The following is a 19,682-nucleotide window of genomic DNA, read 5'->3' as shown; positions in this document are numbered from 1 at the left end:
GTCGCGGCTCACCCGGCGAGTGCGCGGCGGGCATAGGCTCGGACGTCGGCGTCGGGGTCGTCGACGGCCTGTTTCAACGCGATCCGCGCCGCATCCAGGCTCGCCCAGCTCGACAGCGCCAGGACCGCGGCCTTGCGTACATCCAGATGCGGATCCGACAGCGCCTCGGTCAACGCGGGCAGGGCGAGCTCCGGGTCGGCGCCCGCCAGTCCGCGCGCCGCGCCGACGCGCACCTGCCAGGCCGAATGACCCAGCGCGGCGACGAGTTCGGTGGCCGAGTCGATATCGGTCCCCAGTGCGGCGTACGCCGCGAGCGCCGCCGCGCGCACCAGCGGGTCACGGTCGGCGGCCAGGGCGCGGATGGCCTCGGCGCCGGTGCCGATGGTGGCCAGGCCCTGGGCGACCGCGATCCGCACCTCCCGGTTCGCATCGCCGGCGAGGGCGGCCACGGCCGGACCGTCGTCGAGGGAGACCAGCGCGCGCACCGCCTCGATCCGCACCCGATGATCGGGATCGGCGAGCGCGGCACCGAAGTGCGCGGCGGTTCCGGCGCGCAGCGCCCGCAGCAGATCGACGACGGTGGCGCGGACCACCGGATCGGCGGAGCGCAGTCGCTGTGCCAAACCGTCGGCCGAGGGCAGCACCTCGACCAGTTCACGCAATCCGGCCGCGGCCGCGGCGCGCACGGACGCGGCGTCGTCGTCGAGTGCGTCGATCAAGGCGCCGGCGAACCCGTCCGGGGTGTGCTCGGTGAGCACCGATAGGGCGGCCACCCGGACCACGGGGTCGGCATCGGACAGATACTCCGCCAGTTGCGCCACTGTCGGTGCGTCCAATCCGAGTAGGGTGACCAGGCGCGGGGAGGGCGGTGCGGCCGGTTCCTTCTCGACGGTCACCACGGTCGCTGCCGAAGGCGCGCGGCGCGCGACCAGTTCCGGCTGCTCGACGACTTCGATCGCGGCATCGGCCGACGGCAGGTCGTCCAGCCCAGGCACCGGCACGAGGTACGGCGCCACCGGACGCTTCAGGAACTCCATGTCGCCGTCGACGGTTTTGCGCAGATTCAGGTGGTAGCGCCAGCCCACATCATCGCGCTCGGGCAGGTCGGCGCGCTCGTGATAGAGCCCCCATCGCGATTCGGTGCGGGTGAGCGAACTGCGGGCCGCCATCTCCGCGCAGTCGCGGATGAACGACACCTCCACCGCACGCATCAGCTCGTGTGGGGTGCGCGCGCCCATCTCGGCGATCTCCCCGCGCATCCGTTGGAAGGTTTCCACCGCGATCGAGAGTTTGGCGGCGGTCTTGGGTGGGGCCACATAGTCGTTGACGAAACGGCGCAGCTTGTATTCGACCTGCGGCTGCGGCGGCCCATCTGGGTGGCGCAGCGGCCGGTAGATCAGCTCGTGCGCCTCGGCGAGCTGCTCCTGCGGAAGCTGCTGCGGTGCCGCCACCTCGGTGAGCGTGGAGGCGGCGTGTGCCCCGGCGAGATCGCCGAAGACGAAGGCGCCGATCATGTAGTTGTGCGGAACGCAGGCCAGGTCGCCGGCGGCGTACAAGCCGGGAACGGTGGTGCGCGCGTTCTCGTCCACCCAGACGCCGGACGCGGAATGCCCACTGCACAAACCGATTTCGGAGATGTGCATTTCGATATCGTGGGTGCGGTAGTCGTGGCCGCGGTTGGCGTGGAAGGTGCCGCGGGTGGGCCGCTCGGTGGTGTGCAGGATCCCTTCCAGCGTCGTCAGCGTCTCCTCCGGCAGATGCGACACCTTGAGGTAGATGGGTCCGCGCGCGGATTCGATCTCGCGCTTGACCTCCGACATCATCTGCCCCGACCAGTAGTCGGAATCCACGAAGCGTTCGCCCTCGGCATTGACCTGGTACCCGCCGAACGGGTTGGCCACGTATGCGCATGCCGGTCCGTTGTAGTCCTTGATCAGCGGATTGATCTGGAAGCATTCGATGCCGCTGAGCTCGGCGCCGGCGTGATAGGCCATCGAGTAGCCGTCGCCGGCGTTGGTCGGATTCTCGTAGGTGCCGTACAGGTAGCCGGAGGCCGGCAGCCCGAGCCGCCCGCACGGCCCGGTCGCCAGGATGACCGCCTTCGCACCCACCGCGACGAACTCCCCGGTGCGGGTGTTCAGGGCCGCCGCGCCGACGGCCCGGCCGTCGGCGGTGAGCACACGCACCGGCATCAGCCGGTTCTCGATCCGGATCCGTTCCCGCATTTTGCGCTGGCGCAGCACCCGGTACAGCGCCTTCTTGACGTCCTTGCCCTCGGGCATCGGCAACACATACGACCCGGACCGATGCACCCGCCGCACCGCGTATTCGCCGTATTCGTCCTTCTCGAACTTCACCCCGTAGCTCTCCAGCCGCTGCACCATGGCGAAACCGCGGGTCGCGGTCTGATAGACGGTGCGCTGGTCGACGATGCCGTCATTGGCGCGGGTGATCTCGGCGACGTAATCCTCCGGTTCGGCCTTGCCCGGGATGACGGCATTGTTGACCCCGTCCATTCCCATGGCCAGCGCACCGGAATGGCGTACATGCGCCTTCTCCAGCAGCAGCACATTCGCGCCCTGCTCGGCGGCGGTGAGGGCGGCCATCGTGCCCGCCGTTCCGCCGCCGATGACGAGCACATCGCAGTCCAGGCGGACGGCGTCGGCGAGATCGGGTGCCGCGAACAAGGTCGGAGCGGTCACGTGAGAGCCTCCACGATCTGGGCGCGCTCGACCGGCCGGGCGGCGGCCGTGCGCGGATTCGGAACATCGATGACGGCGCGCAGCGGCTGCCCGGCCCGGCCGAGCACCGCGACCCGATCGCCGAGCAGCAGCGCCTCGTCCACGTCGTGGGTGACGAAGACCACGGTCGTCGGGTGCGTGCGCCAGGTATCGATGAGTAAGCGCTGCATGGTGTTTCGAGTTTGGGTGTCCAGTGCCCCGAACGGTTCGTCCATCATGACCGCGCGTGGTGCACCGGCCAGGCCGCGCGCGAGCTGCACCCGCTGACGCATCCCGCCGGACAGGCTCTTGGGCAAGAAATCGGCAAACCCGGTCAGCCCGACCTCCTCGATCCAGCGGTCGGCGGACGCGCGGCGACCCGGTTTCGGCTCGCCGCGCAGCTTCAGCGCGAGCTCGATATTGGCGCGCACACTGCGCCAGGGCAGCAGCGCGTTGTCCTGGAAGACGACCGCGCGGTCACGGGAGGTCGTCGTCACCGGCTCGCCGTCGGCGAGCACCCGGCCGGAGTCGGGCGCCAGCAGTCCGGCGAACGCGCGCAGGACGGTGGATTTCCCGCATCCGGACGGTCCGGTGAGGACCAGGATTTCGCCGGGCCGCACCTCCAGGCTGAGCCGGCTGATCACCGGATCGCCGGTGTAGGACAGCGACACTTCGTCCAGGCGCAGACTCATGCCGGTGGTGATCGCGGTGGTCATCGCGCGTTCTCCGCTCCGCGCGGCAGCCAGCGGGTGACGCGGCGGCCGAGCAGTTCGATCGCCGCCGACGTCGCGAATCCGAGGACGCCGATGGTGATGATCCCGACGAACACACCCGGATAGTCGACGATGGTGTAGGCCTGCCAGGTCCGGTAACCGACACCGAGACGGCCCGAGATCATCTCCGCGGAGATGAGGCAGATCCACGCCACCCCGATACCGACCGACAGTCCGCCGAAAATCCCGGGCAGCGCGCCGGGAAACACCACACGCACCAGCACATCCCAACGGTTTCCGCCCAGGGTGCGCACCGAGTCCTCCCACAGCGTCGGCAGCGCGCGCACCGCATGGCGGGTACTGACCATGATCGGGAAGTAGGCCGCCAGCGAGGTGATGAAGACGATGCCCGCCTCGTCATCGGGGACCAGCAGAATCGCGATCGGCACCACCGCGATCGCGGGCACCGGCCGGGCGAGTTCGGTGAGCGGGCCGAGGATGTCGGCGAACAGCCGGGAACGGCCGAGCGCGATGCCGCTGGCCACTCCGAGCACCGTCGCGACGGCGAAGCCGGTGAGGATGCGGATCAACGATTGGCCCAGATCCAAGTAGTAGACCTCGGTGCCCAGTTGGTGGCCGAACGCGGTGATGATCTCGGTGACCGTCGGCAGGGTGTCGAAGCGCAACCACAGGCGAACATCGTTGGCCGTCAACACTTGCCACAGCAGGACGGCGGCCAGCACCGAAACCGGACGCAGTGCCCGCGATGACCACACCGAGCCGGCCACCGAACCACGTCCGGTCACCGGTGTCGTGGTGGCCGGGGGCGCCGAGGGCGAACTCGATTCGATGCCATCGGTTGCGCCCGGGTGGGGGCCTGAGCCGACGGCCCCGGCCGACTCGCGGTGTGCACGGGGGATGGCGTCGGACGCGACGTCCGAGACGCGACGCTCTGCCGCCGGCTCGGCGACCGCCGGTGACTCGGCGTGTGACCGTGTCATGACCTGACCTCACTGACGGCCTGGTCGTAGCTCACCGGCTGCGCGCCGGGGTGGGCCTGGCGGTACCGGCCTGCCGCGGCCGCGGTGGTGAACGGCAGGAACGTCTCACCGTCACGCAGCCAGACCGCCTTGTCGGCGAACCAGCGGGTGCCGAGTTCGGTATCCACGATGTAGGCGGAGCGGATGGTCGCACCCTGTGACCGTGCGGTTTTCACCGCGCGCAGCAGTGCGGTGGCGTCGTCGGCGGGCTGGGTGACGGTCTGCCCGTCCAGCCAGACTTCGGTGCCCGAACCGGTGGTCTGATTGGTGGTGTCGGCCAGGGCGCTGTCGTAATCGCGGCCGCCCCGTGCGGCGAAGGCGGCGCGGATGCGGGTGTCGTCGACGAAGGCGTCGATATCGAGGTCGGCGAAATCGCCGATCGACTTCAGATACCGCACATCGTCTTTGAACGCACTGATCAGACTCGGTTTGAGGGTGGTGTCGAAGGAGGTGCCGCCGGGCCCGTTGTACAGGTACACGACCTCCTGCGGCAGACCCGAACCCTCGGCGACGATGCGCGCGGCCTCCAGTGGTTCCCGCCACAGGAATTCGGTGGCGTCCAGCTGGGCCTGCAAGAAGGCGTCGACCACCTCCGGATGCTCGGCGGTGTACGCCTTGCGGGCGACCACGCCGTGGAAGGTGGGCACGTTCAGCTCGGCGCCGTCGTAGAGCAGCTTCGCCTTGTCCTGGAACACCAGCAGCCCGGGCCACGCCACGAACTGCGACAGCGCGCTCACCTGACCCGACTCCAGCGCCGAGGCACCGACCTGCGGTTGCTGATTGAGGACCTCGACGCCGCCGACGGGGTCGATGCCCGCCCGGGTCAGCGCCTGCACCAGTGTGCCGTGCCCGGCCGAACCCACACTGGCCGAAACTTTCTGGCCGGCCAGGTCTTTCAACTCATCGGCAGGTGAGTCCGGCGCCACCACCACCATGTTCAACGCACCCTTGGGGTTGTATCCGGTGACGGAGATGAACTCGGTGCGCGAACGCTCGTTGGCCTGCGTGCGCGACCCGTTGATCAGCAGCGGGTAATCGCCCATCGAACCGATATCGATCTTCTCCGCCACCATCTGCGCGGTGATCGGCGCACCGGTGTCGTAGTCCTGCCATTCGACCTCGTACTTCGCGCCGCCACCATCGGTGATCTGCTGCAGGCGCTGTTCCAGATAGCCCTGGGCGCGCAGCAGCGTACCGGCGGTGACGGTGTTGATGGTCTTCGACTGATAGCCGATGACCACCTTGACGGTGTCGCCGGAGGTGGCCTCCTCGAGCGAGCATCCGGTGAGCGTGAACGCCGCCGCGGCGGCGACAGCGACCAGGCGTTTCCACTGTTTCATGATGTGAACTACCTCAGGAGATACGGCATGTTGACGGTGACGGCGCCGGTGGGGCAGCGGGCGGCGCAAGGGCCGCAGTACCAGCACTCGTCGACATGCATGAAGGCTTTGCCGTTGTCGGGATTGATGGCGAGTGAGTCGAGGGGACAGATCTCGACGCACAGCGTGCAGCCGGAGATGCACAGCGATTCGTCGATGGTCACGGGGATATCGGTGCGCTGGTTCGCCAGAGCCATCTAAAGGACCTTCCATTCGGGGATGCTGCGAGACAGGCTGCCGCGCATGGTGATCCGGTCACCGCGCATGCGGACGTACTCGAGATCGACCGGGGTGCCGTCCTCGAGGCGGGTGAGACGCTCGAGCATCAGCAGCGCGGCGCCCGCGGGGATGTCGAGGGTGGCCGCGGTGTGCGGATCGGCGCAGAGGGCCTCCACCGCGAGGTCGGCCGAGCCGAGCGACCGGCCGCTGATCTGCTCCAGCAGCACGAAGATGTCGGTGCGTTCCAGGTCGTGTTCGAGCACCGCGTCCCCGATGCCGGGCACGAGGTAGGTGAGATCAAGGCTCAACGGTAGGTCCCCGAGGTAACGCAGGCGCTCGAGGTAGACCACCCGGGTACCCGGTGCCAGCGCCAGCCGGCGCGCCACGGCGGGCGGTGCGCTGATCCGGGTCGCGACCCTGACCTCATTGCGCACCACCCCGTGACCCTCGAAGGTCTCCTGCAACCCGAGCAGGGTGTCGAGGCCGTGGTCGAGTTTGCGGGCCGTCACCTTGGTGCCGACCCTGGGTGCGCGGTCGATCAGGCCCTCGTCCTGGAGCAGCGCCAGCGCCTCCCGCACGGTATTGCGGGAGGCCTGATGTTCGGCGGCCAGGACCTGCTCACCGGGCAGGGTGTCGGCGAACGCGCCGGTGTGGATCTGCTGGCGCACGATGTCGGCGACCCGGCGCGCATCGTCGGCCCGTAACCGGCGCACCGGAGAAGGCGTCTCCGAGTTTCTGTCGCTGACCTGCATGAACAGCGACGATAGCGGCGATTCCGGCCGCCCTTTCACCGCTGATCGTGCGGCTCGCGGCAGGTGTGCTGATTACGCCGGGTCGGTGGGTCGCGCGACCTGGGCAAACACGCGCGCCGAGCGCCATTGCGCCACCTTCGCCGGGCCCGGGACGGTTGTGATCACGCCGATTCCAATGAACGCCGCGGCGCGCGGATGTCCTCGCCCTCGGGGGTGAGTCCGAGCAACGCCGCCTGCACCTGACGCAACCGGTCGACGTCGCCGCGCAGACCGGTGACGTTGTCGCTGTAGAGGAAGGCTTCGGCGAGCCGGACCAGGGTGTAGGCCAGCAGCGAGCGCTCCAGCGGTGGCCGGTAATCGTCCTGTTCTTCCGTGCGGGCGATCAGGTCCTCCACCGCGGCGACCACGCGCGGCTGCACCGGACCGTCGCCGGTGGTGAGGATGCGCAGACCGGCGATCGGCTCGTTCTCGAAATAGCGGCGGAACGGTTCGTTGCCCGCCATCCACCGGTTGACCCGGTAGAGCACGTCGAGGATCCGCTGGGCACCACTGGCCCGGCGGCGGGCATCCGCCCGTTCGATCAAATTCTCGAACTCACCGGCCAGCACCGCGCCGAGCACGCCGTCACGTGAACCGAACCAGCGATACACCGAGGCGCGGCTGAGCCGTAGTTTGGCCGCGATGGCCTGCACATCCACCCGCTCACCGGCCAGAAACGCCAGCCGCGCCAACTCCACGACCTCTTCTCGGGTCGCGGAGGCCGGACGCCCCGGTGGGCGGGATACGGTAGGTTCGTCGCTGGTCACCCAAGAATGATACATCCGGTAAGATATGTATCTAATGGGGGTGTCAGAACCAGGCGTCGCGCATCTCGAGTGTGGTGGTGTCGCGGGCGGCCAGCAGCTCGAGCTGAGGTGCGGTGCGGGGGAGTTCATAGCGGAAGAAGTACCGCGCCGCATGGCGTTTGCCGTCGTAGAAATCGCCCTTGCGTCCGGCGGCGGCCAGGGTCTGCTGCAACCAGATCCACGCGAGGGTGATGTGCCCGAACGCTTCCAGATAGATCGAACTGTTGGCGAGTGCGGCTTCGATGTCGCCGTCGGCGAACAGGCCTGCGGTCACCTCGACCAGTCGCAGCCACGACGATTCGAGCTGCGCACCCATTTCGGCGGGCTCACCGCCCTGTGCGCGGGCCTCGCCGATGGTCGCGCGGATCCGTTCGTCGAGCGCGCGCAGGCTCGCACCGCCCTGCTGGGTGACCTTGCGCCCGAGCAGGTCCAGGCCCTGAATGCCGTGCGTACCTTCGTGAATCGGATTCAACCGATTGTCCCGGTAGTGCTGCTCGACGTTGTACTCGCGGGTGTAGCCGTAGCCGCCGTGCACCTGGATGGCCAGGCTGTTCGCCTCCAGGCACCACTGCGACGGCCAGCTCTTCGCGATGGGGGTGAGGATGTCCAGCAACAACGTCAGCGCGCGGCGTTCCTCATCGGAGGAGGCGGTGCGGTGCTCGTCGACCAGGCGTGCGCAGTAGAGCACCAACGCGAGCGCGCCTTCGGCATAGGCCTTCTGCGCGAGCAGCATTCGCTTCACATCGGCGTGCTCGACGATGGGCCGCTGCGGCGTGCTGGGATCGGCGGCACCCTTGGTCCGGCCCTGCGTGCGCGTGCGTGCGTACTCGAGCGATTCGAGATAACCCGTGTAGCCGAGTGCGGTGGCCACCAGGCCGACGCCGATGCGCGCCTCGTTCATCATCGTGAACATGTAGCTGAGCCCGCGGTGCTGCTCGCCGACCAGATAGCCGATCGCACCCGGTGCGCCGCCAGGGGTCCACTTGCCCTCGCCGAAGTTCAGCACCGTGTTCACGGTGCCGCGGTAGCCCATCTTGTGGTTGAGTCCGGCCAGCGCGACGTCGTTGCGTTCGCCGAGGGAGCCGTCGTCGCCGACGAGGAACCGGGGCACCACGAACAGTGAGATCCCCTTGGTCCCGGCCGGTCCACCGGGAATCTTCGCCAGCACCAGATGCACGATGTTCTCGCCCAGCTCGTGATCGCCGCCGGAAATCCACATCTTGGTGCCGAAGAGCCGGTAGGTGCCGTCGGGCTGCGGCTCGGCGCGGGTGACGATGTCGGCCAGCGACGAACCGGCCTGCGGTTCCGACAGGCACATGGTGCCGAAGAATCGGCCCTCCACCATCGGGCGAACGAACCGGTCGATGTGCTCGCGGCCATGGGTGAGCAGCAGGTTCGCATTGGCCATGGTGAGGAACGGATAGCCGGAGGTGCCTGGATTGGCCGCTTGGAACCAGGCGAAACTGGCCTGGGCGACGCTGGCCGGAAGCTGTGAACCGCCGAGTTCGTAGTCCATCGCGGCACCGGGGAGTCCGGCCTCCGCGAAGGCCCGCAGCGCGGCGCCCACCTCGGGAATGAGGGTGACGCGCTCACCGTCGAACGTCGGTTCGTTGGCATCGCCGAGCTTGTTGTGCGAGGCGAAGTACTTCGTCGCCAGCTGTTCGCTCAGATCGAGGACGGCGTCGAAGGTCTCCCGGGAATGCTCGGCGTAGCGCTTGCGCTCGGTGAGCCGCTCGACGTCGAGCCATTCGTAGAGCAGGAAGTCGAGATCACGCCGGGACAGGAGAGTAGACCGCATCGAGCATCCCTTCGGTACAAGTTGCCTCCTGTGTACCATACTGTGCGTGGTAGCGCCCGGGCCGGTCGCCAGGGGAGCGCGACGACCGTCCGCGGCGAATCAGTCCGCGGCGGGCCCGTAGTTCAGGTGCACCACGCCGTTGTCGTAGACGTCGGTCGATACCAGGGCCAGCTTGGTGGTGGCGTCGTCGAAGAATCGCTCACCCGTGCCCAGGGCGATCGGATACACGAACAGGTGCAGATTGTCGACCAGGCCGTCCCGGAGCAGGGCACGGACCAGCCGGCCGCTGCCGCTGATGTAGAGGATGCCGTCGGTCTCGGCCTTGAGCTTGCGGATGACCTCCGGGTCGTAGGGGCCGAGGCGGGTGCTGTTGGCCCATTCGACCGCGGGTTCCTGCGCACCGACGACGTACTTCATGGTGTCGTTGAAGAACGGCGCACCCGGATCGTCGTCGACCGTGCGCGTCGACCAGGCCGGTGCGAACATCTCGAAGGTGTTGCGCCCGAGCAGAATCCCGGTCGCGGCGCCGGTGATCTCGGCCAGTGTGTCGCCCATCTTCGGATCGAACCCGTAGGCGAAGGTGAAGCTCGGGTCGTCGTACATCCCGTCGAGGGAGATGAATTCGTGTACTGCGATGGTGCCCAAGGCGCTCCCTTTCGATGATCCCGCCGCCCCACCGCACGTGGTGCGGCTCGAAGTGTCCGGTCCGGCTCTGCCGGCGCGTCATGTGGTGCATCGACGGCCGGGGAGAGTCGGCGTTCTCGCCCGACGATAGGCGGTGCCGCTCCGGTGCGCGGAGGCTTTACTGCGATTCGCGGCCCCGATGGCCGCCGGGCGGCGGGTACGCCCGGCGGCCATCGCCTCCGGTGTCAGTCCATGCTCGTCAACAGGGTGAGCACGGTCGACGCCATCGCGGCCGGATCGCCGTCGGCGGGCCGGAGCACCAGGCCCGGTGTGAGCGGATGCTCGTACGGGGCGTCGACGCCGGTGAAATCGCGGATCTCACCCGCACGGGCCTTGGCGTACATGCCCTTCGGGTCGCGCGATTCGCAGATCTCGAGCGGAGTATCGACGAAGACCTCGAGGAAGGGGATGCCCGCGGCCTCGTGCACGGCCCGCGCCCGGTCCCGATCGGCGCGATACGGGCTGATCAGCGACACGATGGCGATGACACCGGCCTCGGCGAACAGTCGCGCGACCTCACCGACCCGGCGCACATTCTCCACCCGGTCCTCGGCCGAGAACCCGAGATCGGAGTTGAGGCCGTGGCGCAGATTGTCGCCGTCGAGCAGGAATGCCGGACGCCCGGACGCCACCAGGCGCCGTTCCAGCTCCACCGCGACCGTCGACTTGCCCGAGCCGGACAGGCCCGTCAACCACACCGTCATCCCACGAGTCGCGCGCTCGGCCCGCTCGACCGCGGTGGAATGCCACACCACCCGCGATGACGGCAGGCTCGGGCCGGTGATCATGCCGCCGGCGACGGTATTGCCGGTACTGTCGTCGACCAGCAGGAAACTGCCGGTCGTGCGGTTGCGCCGGTAGGGATCGAACAGCAGCGGTTGCCGGGTGTGCAGCTGCACCCGGCCGATCTCGTTGAGTGACAAGGTGGTTGCGGCCTCGTCGCGGTGCAGGGTGTTGACATCGAGACGATAGTCCAGCGTCCGTACCTGCACCGGGGTGGCCCGGGTGGTGTGGCGCAGCGTGTAGGACGCGCCGGGAGTGAGTTCGGCGTCCTCGGCGAACCAGCACACCATGGCATCGAGATCGCGTCCGACCTGCGGCCGGTTGGCGGGACGGCAGATCAGGTCACCGCGGGAGACGTCGAGCTCGTCGGCCAGCTGGACCGTCACCGCCTGCGGCGGGAACGCTTCGTCGATGGGCACTCCGCCCGGACCGAAGATCGACCGGACCGTGGTGTTCAGGCCCGAGGGCAGTACCGTCACCTCGTCACCCGGTTTGAAGACGCCGCCGGCGATGGTTCCGGCGTAGCCGCGGAATTCCGGTGTGTGACTGCGGATCACGTACTGCACCGGCAGCCGGGCGTCGATCAGATTGCGGTCGGAGGCGATATGCACCTCTTCGAGATGATGCAGCAGCGGGGTGCCCTCATACCAGGGCATCGAGGTGCCGCGGTGCACGATATTGTCACCGTGCAGCGCCGACACGGGCACGAAGGTCAGATCGGTGACGTCGAGTTTGGACGCGAAACCGGCGAACTCCTCCCGGATCTCGGTGAACCGCTGCTGCGACCAGTCCACCAGATCCATCTTGTTCACGCACAGCACCAGGTGCGGGATGCCGAGCAGCGCGGCGAGGAAGGCGTGCCTGCGGGTCTGCTCCACCACGCCCTTGCGCGCATCCACCAGCACCAGCGCCAGATCGGCGGTGGAGGCGCCGGTGACCATGTTGCGGGTGTACTGGATGTGGCCGGGAGTGTCGGCGATGATGAATTTGCGGCGCGGCGTGGCGAAATAGCGGTGCGCCACGTCGATGGTGATGCCCTGTTCGCGTTCGGCGCGCAGGCCGTCGGTGAGCAGTGCGAGGTTCGGGTAGTCCTCGCCGCGATCGCGGCTGGTGCGTTCCACCGCGTCGAGCTGGTCGGTGAACAAGGTCTTGGAATCGAACAGCAGCCGTCCGATCAGGGTCGACTTGCCGTCGTCGACGCTGCCCGCGGTCGCGAGGCGCAGCAAAGTGGTCATCAGAAGTAGCCTTCTCGTTTGCGGTCTTCCATCCCGGCCTCGGAGATGCGATCGTCGGCGCGGGTGGCGCCCCGTTCGGTGACGCGGGCGGCGGCGACTTCGGCCACCACCTCGGCGGGGGAGGCGGCGCTGGATTCGACGCAGCCGGTGCAGGTGGCATCGCCGACGGTGCGGAACCGCACGGTCGACTCGTACGGCGTCTCGCCGTCGAGCAGGTGAAGAAAACGAGTGTGTGCCAGCAACATTCCGTCGCGCTGCACCACCGGCCTGCGATGCGCGTAATACAGCGAGGGCAACTCGATGCCCTCGGCGGCGATATAGCTCCAGATGTCGAGCTCGGTCCAGTTCGACAGCGGGAACACCCGGATGTGCTCGCCGGGCCGGTGGCTGCCGTTGTAGAGGTTCCACAGCTCGGGGCGCTGTCGGCGCGGGTCCCACTGGCCGTATTCGTCGCGGAAGCTGAACACCCGTTCTTTGGCGCGCGCCTTCTCCTCGTCGCGTCGCGCGCCGCCGAATACGGCATCGAAGCGGCCCTCGCGCACGCTGCGCAGCAGGGTGGTGGTCTGCAGCCGGTTGCGGGTGGCGCGGGGACCGCTGTCCTCGGTGACGCGGCCGGCGTCGATGTCATCCTGGACCCGGCCGACGATCAGCCGCAGACCCAGCCGCGCCACCGTGCGATCACGGAACTCGATCACCTCGTCGAAATTGTGCCCGGTGTCGATGTGCAGCACCGGGAACGGTAGCGGCGCGGGCCAAAATGATTTGGCCGCGAGGTGCAGCATCACCACCGAATCCTTGCCACCGGAAAACAACAGCACCGGGCGTTCGAAAGTCGCTGCGACTTCACGGAATATATGTGCCGACTCGGCCTCGAGCGCGTCCAGATGGGGAAGCTCGTAGGTGTTCGCCGCCGACTTTGCGTACTGGCTCACGATGCAAAACTAGAACACGTTTCGGGATTTGGTCAACGGTTGGCGTCCGCCGGACTTTTCGGTGACGGCATCGGCGGCGGCCACCAGGTCCGCGCCGCGCCTGGCGATCTCCGCGCCGGTGATCGACGCGCCGACATACATCGTGAGCACCATGTTCTGCCTGCCGTCGGCGTCGAAGGTCGGTGCGGCGAGCAGGCTCACCGGATGCTGTTTGCGTGGCCGCAGATCGGTGCCGAGATACACCCGCTCGCCCAGGCTCGTGACCAGCTCGGCGACCACTTCGCGGAGCTCGTCGGGCAGTTCGCGGGCGGCGACGCCGGCCAGCAGCGAATACAACCGCCGTCCGGCCGCGGTCATGGATTCCACCAGGTAGCCGCGCTCGCGGCATTCGGCGACGATCTGCCGCAGCCGGGCCTCGTCCTGCTGCAGCGGCACCGTCGCGGGCATCGCCAGCCACGCGTCGAAGGCCGCGTCGGTATCCCAGAGCACGTACATCAGGCCGACCGGCGGCGCGAAAGGGTAGGAAGCGCCCACCTTGACCATGCCGGGGCCGGTGCTCTCCAGCACGATGATCTGCTCACCGACCAGCGCCGATGCCGTGCAGGTGGTGCGGTAGGCCCGGCTGAGCCGGGCCAGCTCGGGGTGGGCGACGCCGGCGATGGCGAAGCTGTCCTGCGCGACCCGGCCCGCCGCGATCAGCGCGGGGCCGGGCCCATAGGTGCGGGTGCGCGGATCGCGGACCAGGTAGCCGCCCGCGGTGAGCTCGGTGAGGATGCCGAGTGCGGTGGGTTTGGCCAGGCTGAGGGTGCGGGCGAGCTCGGACAGGCCCACCCGCTTGCCCTGCTGCTCGACGATGAAATCCAGCACCTGCACCACGCGCTGGGTCGGCGCGGATCGCCGTTCGACCATTGACCACTCCTAGAACACGTTCTAATGTCTCTGGTATCGGAATGTACCAGAGCGGTACATATATGGAACACCGGAGAGTCTATTGCTGACGCAACCGTTCGCGGACGCCATCGCCGCCGCCGAGAAGATCATCACCGAAGCGCCGCACATTCGGACCGAACAGGATCTCGTCGAGGGCTACGACTATCTGGCGGGCAGTATTCGAGCCGCCATTCAGATGGCGTGGGCGTATGAGCGTGATTTCCCGTTCTTCGTCCAGTCGACGGGGCCGTACACGAAAATGGGGCTGGACAATCCGGACACCCTCTACTTTCATTCGTATCTGCGCCCGGATGCCGAATATGTGGTCACCGGAACTCGCGGTTCCACTCGCGATCTGAGTTTCCAGGTATTGAACGGCGATTATTCGCCGGTCGATGTGCCCGACAGCACCACCGCATTCGACGATCGCGCGATTGATATCGCCGCGGACGGATCTTTCGAGGTTCGTTTCGGTCCGGGTGAAGCCGGTCCGAACTACATCACCCTCGCGCCCGATTCGGCCATGCTCGTGGTCCGTGAGGTGTTCAGCGACTGGGGCGCTGAGAAGCCGGGCACTCTGCGCATCCATCGGGCGGACAAGGCCGGTGCCGCGCCACCGCCGCTGACCAAGGACCTGATGACCAAACGCTACGGCGTGGCGGGCAAGATGCTGGTGTCGCGGTTGCAGACCTTCCTGGCCTTCCCGCAGTGGTTCTACCTGAACCTGCCGGTCAACACCATGACCGAGCCGCGCAGCACGCCGGGCGGGCTGACCACGCAGTTCTCCTCGGCCGGGCACTACGAACTCGCCGAGGACGAGGCGATGATCATCACCGTCCCGAAATCGGACGCGCCCTACCAGGGCTTCCAGCTCGGCAGCATGTGGTACCTGTCGCTGGACTACATCAACCACCAGACCAGCCTCACCGCCGATCAGGCGCACGTGGATCCGGACGGGATGATCCGGCTGGTGGTCAGCGAACGCGATCCCGGACTGGCCAACTGGATCGAATGCACCGGCCACGCCCGCGGCTACCTGCAGTTCCGCTGGCAGCGGCTGTCGCGGGAGATGAAACCCGAGGACGGGCCGACGGTCGAGGTGGTGAAATTCGATGAGATCGACGCCAGGCTGCCGTATCACGAGCAGGCTCGGGTGACGCCGCAGCAGTGGCGCGAGCGCATCGCGGCCCGGCAGGCGGCGGTCGCGGAAAGGATGCTCGGCTGATGTTGTTGCAGGACAAGGTAGTCGTCGTCTCCGGGGTCGGTCCCGGCCTCGGTCGCGCCATCGCGGTACAAGCCGCGGCCGCCGGCGCCGACGTGGTGCTCGCCTCGCGGACCGAATCCCGCCTGGCCGAGGTGGCCAAGGAGATCACCGACCTGGGCAGGCGTGCGGTCGTGGTCCCCACCGACATCAACGACGAAGCGGCGGCGGCGAATCTGGTGGAAACGGCGCACAGCGCGTTCGGCCGGGTGGACACCCTGGTGAACAACGCGTTCGCCATCCCGCCCATCGTCGATCTGGCCGACGTCGAGCTGGACGCGGTGCGCGCCGGCTTCGAGACCAATGTGCTGGCGGCGCTGCGCCTGACTCGGCTGTTCGTGCCCGCCCTCGCCGAAGCCAAGGGGTCGGTGGTGATGATCAACTCCGCCGTGCTGCACCACTCGCGGCGCACCTTCGGTCCCTACAAGATGGCCAAGGCGAGCCTGCTGGCCTTGGCGCAGAGCCTGGCCACCGAGCTCGGCCCGCGCGGCATCCGGGTGAATTCCGTTGCCCCCGGCTATATCTGGGCCGACAACCTGAAATGGTATTTCAACTACCTGGCCGAACAGCGCGGCATCACCCGCGACGAGGTGTACGCCGAAACCGCCGCGACCATCGACCTGCGCAGACTGCCGGAGCCCGACGAGATCGCCGATGCGGTGGTCTTCTTCGCCTCACCACTGGCGCGGGCGATCACGGGGGCGTGCCTGGATGTCAACTGCGGGGAGTACCACAATTGAGGAGCGAGACGAACATGATCGGCAGGGACGACGTCGGCACCATCGACGATCTGCACGCCTCGGCGAGCAAAGTGGTCGGGCTGAGCGATTTCGGCACCGACGACTACCGCGAAGGGCTGCAGGTCCTGCTCGATTCCTACGCCAGGGATGCGGAACTGACCCCGTTCGGCAACAAGGTCAACCGTGCCTTCCTCCGCGGTGCGCTCATCGCGCGGCTGCTGAGTGAATCGGCCTGGCAGCAGTACCCGCAGCATGCGCAGGTGCCGATCGAGCGGCCGATCTTCGTCACCGGATTGCCGCGCTCGGGCACCACGGCCGTGCACCGGTTGTTGACCGCCGACCCCCGGCATCAGGGGCTGGAGATGTGGCTGACCGAGATGCCGCAGCCGCGGCCACCGCGCGAGACATGGGAGCAGAACCCGATCTTCCAGCGGTTGCAGGCGGCCTACCACAAGCATCACGTCGAACACCCGGAATTCATGGGCGTGCATCATATTTCGGCCGACCAGGTCGAAGAGTGCTGGCAGTTGCTGCGTCAATCGGCGATGTCGATTTCCTATGAGTGCCTTGCCTATCTGCCGACCTATTCGGAGTGGTTGCGCGAGCAGGACTGGACCGGCGCCTACCGCAGGCACCGCCGCAACCTGCAACTCATCGGACTCGACGACGTCGACCGGCGGTGGGTGCTGAAGAATCCGAGCCACCTGTTCGCCCTGGACGCGCTGCTCGCGGTGTATCCGGACGCGCTGATCATCCAGATGCACCGGGCGCCGAGCACCATCATCGCCTCGGTGTGCAGCCTGAACGAGCAGGCCTCGGCGGGCTGGTCGGACAAGTTCCGCGGTGGAGTCGTCGGGCGCACGCAGCTCGAGCTGTGGTCACGCGGCGCGCAGCGGTTCCTCGACGACCGCAAGAATCATGACGCGGCCCAGTTCTGCGATGTGTACTACGACGATTTCGTGGCCGACCCCATCGGCACCGTCGAGGGGATCTACCGCCACTTCGGCCTGGACCTCACCGACGAGGCCCGCGCGGCGATGACCGCCTTGCATTCGGAGTCGACCTCGGGTGCGGCGCGCCCGGCGCACAAGTACACCCTCGCCGATTTCGATCTCACCGCCGAAGCCGTCGACGCGAGCTTCGGGCCGTATCTGGAGGCGCATTTCCCGGCGCGCTGAACCGTTCCGGCCGGTCGTATCGCGGCTTTCGGCTCGCGGCGGCCGGCCGGATGGTCGCGTTCAGGGCCTTCTACGGCACACTCAGGGCTGGCCCGGCTTCAGGACGATGAACAGCCCGTTGGCCTCCGCGCACAGCCGCTCACCGTCGTGCAGCGTCGCCCGCACGTACACCTTGCGGCCTTCCCGGCGCTCGGCCCACGTGCGCAACGACAGTTCCTTGTTGAGCGGGGTGATGGAGCGATAGTCGACGGTCAGTGACGCGGTGCGGGTGACACCGCCCGCGTAGAGCGCCGCTGCCATACCCAGCAGGTCGTCGAAGCCGACCACGATCTGGCCGCCGTGCGCGGCGGCGTTTCCGCCGAGGTGGAAGGTGCGGAAGGTGATCCTGGCTTCCACGCCGTCCTTGCTCGCCTTGTCGATCACATACGGCGGGATGGTGATGTTGCCGCGCGCGGGCAGATCCGCCCTGGTCCAGGTGGGGGCCGACCATTCGTCGACGACGGCCGCATCGAGCCGGTCGTTGAGCTGTTTGAGCACCCCGATCGTCTCCAGCGCGAGCTCATCGGACGGACACGACAGCCGCACCCGGTCCATCAGCTTGCGGACTTCCTCGATGAACGCGCCGTAGTGCGGGCCGCCACGGGTGATGTCGGCGTTCTTGGCGGCGTCGATGAGCTCCGACATCGGCCGGAAACCGCCCTCGTGATGCTCGGCGTCGGGCAGTGCGCTGCCGGCCAGGTCTTCGGTCATGAGAACACGTTATCGGTAGCCCGCGGAATGCTCGGTGACCGGGGCGTCCGGTTCAGCTGCGGCGGTAGGACTCGAGCAGCGTGCGCGCGGCGGCGGTGACGTCGTCGTCGAGCCACTCCGGGAGTTCGGGCGCGTGGGCGTGTCTGCGCAGCGCGGCGTACGGCAGATCGGCGATCGCGCGGGCGACCGCGTCGACTTCACGTTCTCCGGCGCGCCCGAACAGCCCTGCGGCGATCCGCCGTAGCTGCTCGATCAGCGGCGCGTTCATGCCGGCCAGCCGGGCACCGAACTCCTCGTCGGGGCTGCCGTCGAGCAGATCGCTCGGACGCAGGCTGAGCAGCAGCCGGGCATCCTCGGGCAGGTCACGGCCGAATCCGAGCGCCGCACGCACCATGGCCACGCCGGCCTCCAGTGGGTCCGGCTCCTCGGCAGCGGCCTCGACTCGGTCCTGGAACCGTTCGAGCGCGCGGATCCACGCCGCGGTGAGCACACCGTTGCGGTTGCCGAAGCGGTGGTACAGCGTGCCGACCGGAGCGCCGCTGGCGTCGGCGATCGCGGCGACGCTCGCCGCGCGCGGTCCGTCGGCCAGTACCAGAGCGCGGGCTGCGTCGAGGATCACATCGGTGTCGTGCTTGCGGGGCGGAGCCATGTACTAGTACGTTCCTTCCATATGGAGCGATTGCCCTATATCGATGAGCATGCCAGATCGGTCGACGCGAACCGCGACCGGACGTGGAAGGCATTGCTGAAAGTTGTCTGTAAGGATCCGGCCGATCCGTCGACCGTGCCCGGCGGGTTCGCAGTGGAAGAGGCCGATCCGCCGCGTCGGCTCGCCCTCGCGGGCAGCCATCCCTTCTCCCGGTACAGCCTGACCTTCGAACTCGACGACGACGGCCCACGCCATACCGTCGTGCGTGCGATCACCCGTGCGGAATTCCCCGGCCTCGCGGGTTCGATCTACCGGGCGCTGGTGATCGGCACCGGTGGGCACAAGCTGGTGGTCCGCCGGATGCTCGCCCGCGTCGTGGCGGCGGCATGAACGCCGGACTGGTGTGGGGCGCCACCGAAGCCGAACGCGAGGCGCCGCTGCCGTGCGATGACCTCGAACCCGATGCCCTGGTCGCCGACCGCGCCATCAGCATCGCCGCCCCGCCCGCCGCGGTGTTCTCCTGGCTGTGCCAGCTGCGGGTGGCCACCTACAGCTATCGCATCGGCAATCGCTGGAAATCCAGTCCGCGGGTGCGTGATCCGCAGTTGACCGAACTCGCGGTCGGGCAGGAGTTCATGGGGCAGTTCGTGCTGGAATCGTTTGCCCTCGGCAGGCATGTGACATTGCGCGCCGACGATATCTGCGTGACCTACGCGGTGCGACCGGAGGGGTCGGGCACCAGGCTCGTCGTCCGGGTCCGGATGGGCGGTCCGCGCCTGGTGGGCCGGGTGCTCGCCCTCGGCGACGTGATCATGATGCGCAAACAGTTGCGGACGCTGAAGGAACTGGCCGAAGCCGAGGCCGTGCGCGCCTGAGGCGGGGCGATCCGGGACGGCTTTCGCCGATCCGCTGCGGCCGGCCCGGACGGCCGTGCAATGATGTCACCCGGAAAAGCGGCCGCCACGGCGGGTGATCGAGATGCCGTCGGCCCCAACCGGTCGCAGCACCGGGCTTTTCCGCGTCACACCGATCGACACTGCTCGACCACGCACCGTCGCAGACCTGATCGAAAGT

Annotated in this window: 19 protein-coding genes; 5 read left to right on the top strand and 14 right to left on the bottom strand. The window is 68.0% G+C overall.

What is annotated here, in order from left to right:
- Window positions 1-8: 8 nt before the first annotated feature.
- The 12 genes from GV790_RS08545 to GV790_RS08490 form a co-directional block, all read right to left on the bottom strand.
- Window positions 9-2,702: a fumarate reductase/succinate dehydrogenase flavoprotein subunit gene (locus tag GV790_RS08545; RefSeq protein ID WP_163812295.1), complete on the bottom strand. Its 2,694-nt coding sequence runs from the start codon at window positions 2,700-2,702 to the stop codon at window positions 9-11.
- A complete protein-coding gene (locus tag GV790_RS08540) occupies window positions 2,699-3,436 on the bottom strand; it encodes an ABC transporter ATP-binding protein (RefSeq protein WP_163812293.1) in 738 nt (245 codons plus the stop codon). Before GV790_RS08540 ends, GV790_RS08545 begins: the two co-directional genes overlap by 4 nt.
- Window positions 3,433-4,239 carry an ABC transporter permease gene (locus GV790_RS08535; protein WP_280211684.1) on the bottom strand — a complete coding sequence of 269 codons (807 nt, stop codon included), beginning with the start codon at window positions 4,237-4,239 and terminating at the stop codon, window positions 3,433-3,435. Before GV790_RS08535 ends, GV790_RS08540 begins: the two co-directional genes overlap by 4 nt.
- A 191-nt stretch (window positions 4,240-4,430) precedes the next feature.
- A complete protein-coding gene (locus GV790_RS08530) occupies window positions 4,431-5,813 on the bottom strand; it encodes an ABC transporter substrate-binding protein (protein WP_163812291.1) in 1,383 nt (460 codons plus the stop codon).
- 8 nt (window positions 5,814-5,821) lie between these two features.
- Window positions 5,822-6,049, bottom strand: a complete 228-nt coding sequence (locus GV790_RS08525; protein ID WP_036536327.1) for a 4Fe-4S dicluster domain-containing protein — start codon at window positions 6,047-6,049, stop codon at window positions 5,822-5,824.
- Window positions 6,050-6,823: a GntR family transcriptional regulator gene (locus GV790_RS08520; RefSeq protein ID WP_163812289.1), complete on the bottom strand. Its 774-nt coding sequence runs from the start codon at window positions 6,821-6,823 to the stop codon at window positions 6,050-6,052.
- A gap of 161 nt (window positions 6,824-6,984) precedes the next feature.
- Complete coding sequence (locus GV790_RS08515) at window positions 6,985-7,629, bottom strand: QsdR family transcriptional regulator (RefSeq protein ID WP_280211681.1); 645 nt, start codon at window positions 7,627-7,629, stop codon at window positions 6,985-6,987.
- A gap of 43 nt (window positions 7,630-7,672) precedes the next feature.
- Entirely contained in the window at window positions 7,673-9,466 is a 1,794-nt protein-coding gene (locus GV790_RS08510) for an acyl-CoA dehydrogenase (protein ID WP_163812287.1), read from the bottom strand.
- Between the two features lie 99 nt (window positions 9,467-9,565).
- Window positions 9,566-10,111: a dihydrofolate reductase family protein gene (locus GV790_RS08505; protein ID WP_163812285.1), complete on the bottom strand. Its 546-nt coding sequence runs from the start codon at window positions 10,109-10,111 to the stop codon at window positions 9,566-9,568.
- 224 nt (window positions 10,112-10,335) lie between these two features.
- Window positions 10,336-12,168: an adenylyl-sulfate kinase gene (gene cysC / locus GV790_RS08500; protein ID WP_163812283.1), complete on the bottom strand. Its 1,833-nt coding sequence runs from the start codon at window positions 12,166-12,168 to the stop codon at window positions 10,336-10,338.
- Entirely contained in the window at window positions 12,168-13,100 is a 933-nt protein-coding gene (gene cysD, locus GV790_RS08495) for a sulfate adenylyltransferase subunit CysD (protein WP_163812281.1), read from the bottom strand. The genes cysC and cysD overlap by 1 nt, the downstream gene beginning before the upstream one ends.
- 9 nt (window positions 13,101-13,109) lie before the next feature.
- On the bottom strand, window positions 13,110-14,009 hold the full coding sequence (locus tag GV790_RS08490) for a helix-turn-helix domain-containing protein (protein ID WP_163812279.1): 900 nt from the start codon (window positions 14,007-14,009) through the stop codon (window positions 13,110-13,112).
- Window positions 14,010-14,091: 82 nt separating this feature from the next.
- On the opposite strand from GV790_RS08490, the gene GV790_RS08485 reads away from it, so the two are divergent.
- From GV790_RS08485 to GV790_RS08475, 3 genes are read left to right on the top strand one after another with little or no spacing between them, the layout of a single operon-like run.
- A complete protein-coding gene (locus GV790_RS08485) occupies window positions 14,092-15,255 on the top strand; it encodes a hypothetical protein (protein ID WP_163812277.1) in 1,164 nt (387 codons plus the stop codon).
- A complete protein-coding gene (locus GV790_RS08480; RefSeq protein WP_163812274.1) occupies window positions 15,255-16,031 on the top strand; it encodes an SDR family oxidoreductase in 777 nt (258 codons plus the stop codon). The genes GV790_RS08485 and GV790_RS08480 overlap by 1 nt, the downstream gene beginning before the upstream one ends.
- Before the next feature lie 14 nt (window positions 16,032-16,045).
- Entirely contained in the window at window positions 16,046-17,209 is a 1,164-nt protein-coding gene (locus tag GV790_RS08475; protein WP_163812272.1) for a sulfotransferase family protein, read from the top strand.
- An 81-nt stretch (window positions 17,210-17,290) separates the two neighbouring features.
- On the opposite strand, the gene GV790_RS08470 is transcribed toward GV790_RS08475, so the two are convergent.
- Together GV790_RS08470 and GV790_RS08465 are read right to left on the bottom strand one after the other, a co-directional pair.
- Window positions 17,291-17,959, bottom strand: a complete 669-nt coding sequence (locus GV790_RS08470) for a PaaI family thioesterase (protein ID WP_163812270.1) — start codon at window positions 17,957-17,959, stop codon at window positions 17,291-17,293.
- A 52-nt stretch (window positions 17,960-18,011) separates the two neighbouring features.
- Entirely contained in the window at window positions 18,012-18,608 is a 597-nt protein-coding gene (locus GV790_RS08465; RefSeq protein ID WP_163812268.1) for a TetR/AcrR family transcriptional regulator, read from the bottom strand.
- Window positions 18,609-18,629: 21 nt separating this feature from the next.
- Here GV790_RS08465 and GV790_RS08460 point away from each other — a divergent pair, with 21 nt between their 5' ends.
- Together GV790_RS08460 and GV790_RS08455 are read left to right on the top strand one after the other, a co-directional pair.
- Window positions 18,630-18,998 (top strand): hypothetical protein, encoded by a 369-nt coding sequence (locus GV790_RS08460; protein WP_163812265.1) that lies wholly within the window; start codon window positions 18,630-18,632, stop codon window positions 18,996-18,998.
- Window positions 18,995-19,483, top strand: a complete 489-nt coding sequence (locus GV790_RS08455) for a hypothetical protein (RefSeq protein WP_163812263.1) — start codon at window positions 18,995-18,997, stop codon at window positions 19,481-19,483. Before GV790_RS08460 ends, GV790_RS08455 begins: the two co-directional genes overlap by 4 nt.
- The last annotated feature ends 199 nt before the right edge of the window (window positions 19,484-19,682 follow it).

Origin of the sequence: Nocardia cyriacigeorgica (assembly GCF_010858045.1) — a bacterium.
GTDB lineage: Bacteria > Actinomycetota > Actinomycetes > Mycobacteriales > Mycobacteriaceae > Nocardia > Nocardia cyriacigeorgica_E.
The sequence above is the reverse complement of the archived record's forward strand: the minus strand, read 5'-3'. Positions and strand labels throughout refer to the sequence as shown.